At 70.9% G+C, this 5,754-nt stretch carries 4 protein-coding genes, 1 other RNA gene and 1 pseudogene; 3 read left to right on the top strand and 3 right to left on the bottom strand.

The window, feature by feature from the left end; translation table 11 throughout:
* Nucleotides 1-209 precede the first annotated feature (209 nt).
* Nucleotides 210-926, top strand: a complete 717-nt coding sequence (locus Q0L54_RS10045) for an MIP/aquaporin family protein (protein WP_296667762.1) — start codon at nt 210-212, stop codon at nt 924-926.
* Between the two features lie 80 nt (nt 927-1,006).
* Here the strand turns inward: Q0L54_RS10045 and Q0L54_RS10040 are convergent, their stop codons facing one another.
* Together Q0L54_RS10040 and Q0L54_RS10035 are read right to left on the bottom strand one after the other, a co-directional pair.
* Nucleotides 1,007-1,675 carry an NAD(P)-binding domain-containing protein gene (locus Q0L54_RS10040; RefSeq protein ID WP_296667760.1) on the bottom strand — a complete coding sequence of 223 codons (669 nt, stop codon included), beginning with the start codon at nt 1,673-1,675 and terminating at the stop codon, nt 1,007-1,009.
* Nucleotides 1,672-2,730 (bottom strand): LLM class flavin-dependent oxidoreductase, encoded by a 1,059-nt coding sequence (locus tag Q0L54_RS10035; RefSeq protein ID WP_296667758.1) that lies wholly within the window; start codon nt 2,728-2,730, stop codon nt 1,672-1,674. The genes Q0L54_RS10040 and Q0L54_RS10035 overlap by 4 nt, the downstream gene beginning before the upstream one ends.
* 152 nt (nt 2,731-2,882) lie before the next feature.
* Between Q0L54_RS10035 and rnpB the strand changes: the two genes are divergently transcribed.
* An RNA gene (rnpB, locus tag Q0L54_RS10030) (RNase P RNA component class A) lies at nt 2,883-3,252 on the top strand.
* Between the two features lie 167 nt (nt 3,253-3,419).
* Nucleotides 3,420-5,489 (top strand): DEAD/DEAH box helicase, encoded by a 2,070-nt coding sequence (locus tag Q0L54_RS10025; protein ID WP_296667756.1) that lies wholly within the window; start codon nt 3,420-3,422, stop codon nt 5,487-5,489.
* A 79-nt stretch (nt 5,490-5,568) separates the two neighbouring features.
* Here the strand turns inward: Q0L54_RS10025 and Q0L54_RS10020 are convergent.
* Nucleotides 5,569-5,754 (bottom strand): annotated as a pseudogene (locus Q0L54_RS10020) (hydroxylase); the annotation flags it as partial.

Raw genomic sequence — 5,754 nt, 5'->3', positions numbered from 1 at the left:
GCATGGCGTTGCGCTGGCCGCTTGACCGGGCGAGCGCGTCCCCCACGCGGCGTCGGTGCGGCGCGAGGCCCGGGTGGGACAGCGAGGCCAGGTCCACCGGGTCGCCCGCCGGGGGAGCGGTCTTGCCCTCGGAGGGCGGCAGCAGGAGCAGCACGGGGACCAGGGTAGGTGCTGGCGGAGGGGGCGCGGGCCGCCGCTAGGATCGTCGCGTGTCGACACCCCGGGAGAGCGCGCGCCCACGATTGCCCGAGATCGGTCGCAAGGTGGCCGCCGAATTCGTGGGAACCGCCTTCCTGGTGGCCGCCGTCATCGGCTCCGGAGTGATGGCCACCCGCCTGTCGCCCGACGATGTTGGCCTGCAGCTGCTCCAGAACTCGATCGCGACCGGCGCCGTCCTCGTGGCGCTGATCCTCGCGCTGCAGCCCGTGTCCGCGGCGTTCAACCCGGTGGTGACGCTGGTCGAGCGCGCGCTGGGTCTGGTGGGCACCCGCGACGCGCTGCTGCTCATCGCGGGCCAGATCGCCGGCGGCGTGGTGGGTGCCGTGACGGCCAACGTCATGTTCGACCTCTCGGCGGTATCGATCTCGACCGCGGAGCGCGGGGGAACGGGGCAATGGGTCGCGGAGGTGGTCGCGACGCTCGGACTCGTGCTCATCATCTTCGGTTCCGTGCGGGCGGATCGCGCGCGCACCGTCGCGTTCGCGGTGGGCGCCTACATTGCCGCCGCGTACTGGTTCACCTCGAGCACCAGCTTCGCCAACCCGGCCGTCACGTTCGCGCGCATGTTCTCCGATACCTTCGCGGGCATCTCGCCCGGATCCGTGCCCATGTTCCTGCTGATGCAGCTGGTGGGCGGCGCGATCGCGGTGGCCCTGGTGAAGGTGCTGTACCCGGCGTCGACCCTCACGGTGCCAGGCCGCCAATAGCGCCGTTGCCCCGCGCTCGACGGGAGGCGCTGATGAGGTGGCGAGGCGGCCGGGTGATCCTTCGGGATCCCGAGGCGGGCCTACGTCAGCCGCGCGCGATCGGGGGTGAGACGTGAGGATTCGACGAGGTCGACGAGTTCCTCCGCGCTCACGTTCGCTCCGAAGGCGGGCGTGCCGGGCTGCAGGTGGCGGCCTTCCGGAAGGCCGCCGATGGGCACTGGATCGAACCCGAAACCGTCGATGAGCCGTGCCACGGCGGCGACCGCCGCATCGTCGTCCCCGGCGAGAGCGATGGCGCGCCGGCCGGGGGTGCCTGGGGCAAGCGCGCCCTCGTCGAGGTCGTGGTAGCCCATGTGGTTGAAGGCCTTGACCACTCGCGCGCCAGCGAGGTGGCCGGCGACTGTTTCCGAGGACGTGGTGCGCGGATCCGTGAGATCGTCCCGTACGCCGTCGACCTCCCACCAGTAGTTCATGGCATCGACCACGAGCGCACCGGCGAGCGCGGCTGCCGCCACCGAACGGTGCTTGCCGAGCGGCAGCGCAAGGATCACCACGTCGGCCTGTGCCGCCAGGTGCTCGGCGGTGGCGACGCGCGCGCCTGGCGCCAGCACCTCGACAGTGAGCTCGATGCGGTCGGGGTCTCCGGACCCCGCGACGATCACGTCATGGCCCGCAGCGACCGCGCGGCGGGCGAGCACCGTGCCGAGTTTGCCCGCGCCAAGGATGCCGACCGTGCGCAGCCGGGTCACGACGCGGTCCCGCCCGCGAGCCGTTCGCGCACGCGGGGGATGACCTGGGTGCCGAACAGTTCGACGGCCCGCATCCGGGACGATGCGGGCATGGCGCCTCCGCCGGTGTACACGAGGTCGAAGCGCCCTGCCCCGAGGGTGTCGATCGTCACGGCCATCTTGGCCGCGACCGACTCGGGCGACCCGACGTACAGCGAGCCGTGGGCGACCTCGGCGTCGAATTGCGCCCGCGTCATGGGCGGCCAGCCACGCTCGGCGCCAATGCGGTCGCGCATCGTCTTGTAGCCCGGGTAGTACGAGTCGCGGGCCTCCTGGTCGGTCGCCGCGATGAAGCCGTGGCTGTGGATGCCCACGGGGTGCGCACTGGTCTCGAACTTCTCGGTGGCGCGGCGGTACAGGTCGATGTACGGGGCGAACCTGACCGGGTCGCCGCCGATGATCGCGAGCATGAGGCGGAAGCCGTGGCGCGCGGTGCGGATCACGGACTCGGGTGAGCCGCCGACCCCGACCCATGTGGTGAGCGAGCCGGAGTCCGTCTTGGGGTAGACGTCGGCGTCCTGCAGGGACGATCGAGTGGTGCCCGACCAGGTCACGGGCCTCTCGGTGAGGAGCTGCGCGAACAGCTCGAGCTTCTCCTCGAAGAGAACCTCGTAATCGGCGAGGTCGTAGCCGAACAGCGGGAAGGACTCCGTGAAGGAGCCGCGCCCGAGGATCACCTCGGCGCGGCCGTTGGACACCGCGTCGAGCGTCGCGAAGCGCTGGAACACCCGCACGGGATCATCGGAGGACAGCACCGTGACGGCGGAGCCCAGGGTCACGTGATCGGTGCGCTGGGCGATCGCTGCGAGCACCATCTCGGGGGAGGAGATGGCGAAGTCCGAGCGGTGGTGCTCGCCTAGCGCGACCGCGTCGATGCCCACCGTGTCAGCGAGCGCGGCCTCCTCGACCACCTGGCGCAGCGCCGCGGCATGGCTCATCGGCTCACCCGAATCGTGCAACGGCAGATCTCCGAAGGTCTCGATGCCGAACAGGACGTCGGACGCGCGGGTGGTCATGGTGGGTACTCCTCGCTCAGGACGCCGATTGTTGAAGCATCAACAAAAGAGCGTAGCTGGCACGCCCCTTATTCCCGCGGCCCGCCGGACTCGACCAGAATCGAGCCTGCGCATCGTGCAATCTGCCGTTCCCGGTACGCTGGAGGTGCGGATGAGCTGGCCAGGCGGTCGCGTGATCCTTCGGGATCCCGAGGAACGTCCGGGCTCCGCAGAGCAGGGTGGTGGCTAACGGCCACCCGGGGTGACCCGCGGGACAGTGCCACAGAAAACTACCGCCTCCGGCAACGGGGGTAAGGGTGAAAAGGTGAGGTAAGAGCTCACCGCGTCGCTGGTGACAGCGTCGGTCCAGGTAAACCCCACTCGGAGCAAGGCCAGACAGGATGCGTTCGAGGGCTGCTCGCCCGAGCATCCGGGTAGGTCGCTAGAGGCGTACGGCAACGTGCGTCGTAGATGGATGGCCGCCAGGTGCGTTGCGGCAACGCGCGCACCAGACAGAACCCGGCGTATCGGCCAGCTCATCCGCGCTGAGGGTGACGGAATGTGCGTCACGGCGAGGGGTAGCGTGCCGGTTGCACGGCGCGGGAACAGAAGGAGACGAGTTGTCAGGAACAGGGCAGCGGCGCGGTGGCGCACGCGGCAACGCGGGCACCCGACGGAGGAGTCCGGCGCGCCCCGTCAAGCAGGACCTGATGGCGGTGCTCGCCGGGATCGCCAATGAGGTCGAGCGCGGCGTGCAGCGGCCACCCACACGCGGGACCACGCGCACCAAGTTCCAGGTGGTCGCGCTCCTGGTCCGTGAGGAGCGGGCACGGGTCAAGGCCGATGCCGCGATGGCGGCCTCCCGGCGGGACGAGGCGCTCCGGCGGCTCGACGGGGTGGCGACCATGCTCGCCAAGATCGCGGCCCGCGACACCTCGCTGCTCGCTCTGCTCGCCGAGGACGCCAAGGTCTCCGACGCGGCACGTGCGTACAAGGCAACGGTGCTGCGCGCCGCCGGACGCGAGGCGCCGGACGAGCCCGAGGAGCCCGCCGCTCCCGTGCCGCCGCCCGGTGATGACAAGAGGGTGGTGCCGCAGTCGGCCATCTCGCACAGGCTGGCCAACCCGTTCCTCGCTCCCTCCTTCGGCGCCGCGGATGAGCGGCAGCCGGCTCGCACCCGCCGGCTCGCGGGATGGGAGCTGCTCGACCCGCTGTTCAGATCCTTCGAGCAGGATGCGGCGGGCGCGCGCGCCTGCATGAGCCTTCCCGAGCCCGACTCGGCGTCCGCCACCGCCATACGCGTCCCCGCCGGTCGCGCGCTGATGCCGCACCAGTCGCAGGTGGTCGCCGCCGCCGCTCGCGGCCATCGCACCTTCTTGCTGGCCGATGAGCCCGGCCTGGGCAAGACGGCCCAGGCGCTGCTCGCCGCCCAGGCCGCGGACGCCTATCCGCTGCTCGTGGTGGTGCCCAACGTGGTGAAGACCAACTGGGCACACGAGGTCGATCTGTGGACCCCGCATCGGCGCGCCACGGTGGTCCACGGCGACGGCGATCAGGTCGACGCGTTCGCGGACGTGGTGATCGTCAACTACGACATCCTCGACCGGCACGTCGGCTGGTTCGGCGACCTCGGGTTCCGAGGCATGATCCTCGACGAGGCGCACTTCATCAAGAACAAGGCGTCCCAGCGCTCGCGGCATGCGCTCGCGCTGTGCGATCGGATTCGGCAGCGCACGGCCCGGCCGCTGCTGATGGCGCTGACCGGCACCCCGCTGATCAACGACATCGAGGACTTCCGGGCGATCTGGCAGTTCCTGGGCTGGATCGACGACGAGAAGCCGGTGGGCGCGCTGATGACCTCCCTGGAGGAGACCGGCCTGATTCCCACGGACCGAGGCTTCTACGCCGCCGCGCGCGCCTCCGTGGTCGACATGGGCATCGTGCGGCGGCGCAAGGCGGACGTCGCTGCCGACATCCCCGCTCGCAGGGTTGCGGACCTCCCGGTCGAACTCGACGGCCCGGTGGGCCGCTCCATCCGCGCCGCCGAGGCGGCGCTCGCCGCCAGGATGGTCGAGAGCTACCGGCGTGCGGTGCAGGCGCGCCCCGATCACGACCCGACCGCGGACATCGACCTCGAGCTCGCGCGTCGCATCGCGGCGACCGAGCTCAAGGACGCGAGCTCGAAGAAGACCGGGGACAACGTGTTCACCATGGTCCGGAGGATCGGTCAGGCGAAGGCCGGGCTGGCCGCCGACTACACGGCCCAGTTGGCCCGCAACGTGGGCAAGGTGGTGTTCTTCGCCAAGCACGTCGACGTCATGGATCAGGCGGAGCAGATCTTCGCCGATCGCGGCCTGCGCACCGTGTCGATCCGCGGTGATCAGACGGCGAAGGCGCGCCAGGCGAGCATCTCCGCGTTCACCGAGGACCCCGACGTGTCGATCGTGGTGTGCTCCCTGCTGGCCGCCGGCGTGGGGCTCAATCTCCAGGTCGCCTCGAACCTGGTGCTCGCGGAGCTGTCCTGGACCGACGCGGAGCAGACCCAGGCGATCGACCGGATCCACCGCATCGGCCAGGCCGAACCCGTCACCGCGTGGCGGATCATCGCCGCCCAGACCATCGACGCCAAGATCGCGCAGCTGATCGACAGCAAGTCCGGGCTCGCGGCCCGCGCGCTGGACGGGGCGGCGGTGGATGACGAATCGCCGTCGACCGACGTGCAGCTGGAGGCCCTTGTCGGCCTGCTCGTCGATGCGCTCGAGGCTGAGGGCGTGGCCTGAGCGGCGTCGGCACAGGCACGAGCTCCGCGCTATTCGAGGAATTCCTGGAATACCGTGAAGCGCGTGCCGGCGGGCGCCGTCAGGCCCGCGAGCGGGCGCGGGGTCGCGTGCGTGCGGGCGGGATTGCGGCGGGCTCGATCGCGACCCCGACCGTTCCGTGCAAGGCGCCGATTCCCTCGACCTCGAGGATCACGACGTCCCCGGGTTCGAGCGGCGCGGGGGTGAGGCCGCCGCTACGGCCCCACAGCTCGGCGAGGCAGCCGCC

Source organism: Demequina sp., assembly GCF_024642165.1.
In the GTDB taxonomy this organism is placed as follows: domain Bacteria; phylum Actinomycetota; class Actinomycetes; order Actinomycetales; family Demequinaceae; genus Demequina.
This window is presented reverse-complemented; position numbering and strand designations above follow the sequence as displayed.

What these genes read in the sequence shown, in the direction of transcription:
- Q0L54_RS10035 (WP_296667758.1), bottom strand. Translation starts at nt 2,730, where the DNA reads ATGACCACCCGCGCGTCCGACGTCCTGTTCGGCATCGAGACCTTCGGA.
- Q0L54_RS10025 (WP_296667756.1), top strand. Translation starts at nt 3,420, where the DNA reads ATGGCGGTGCTCGCCGGGATCGCCAATGAGGTCGAGCGCGGCGTGCAG.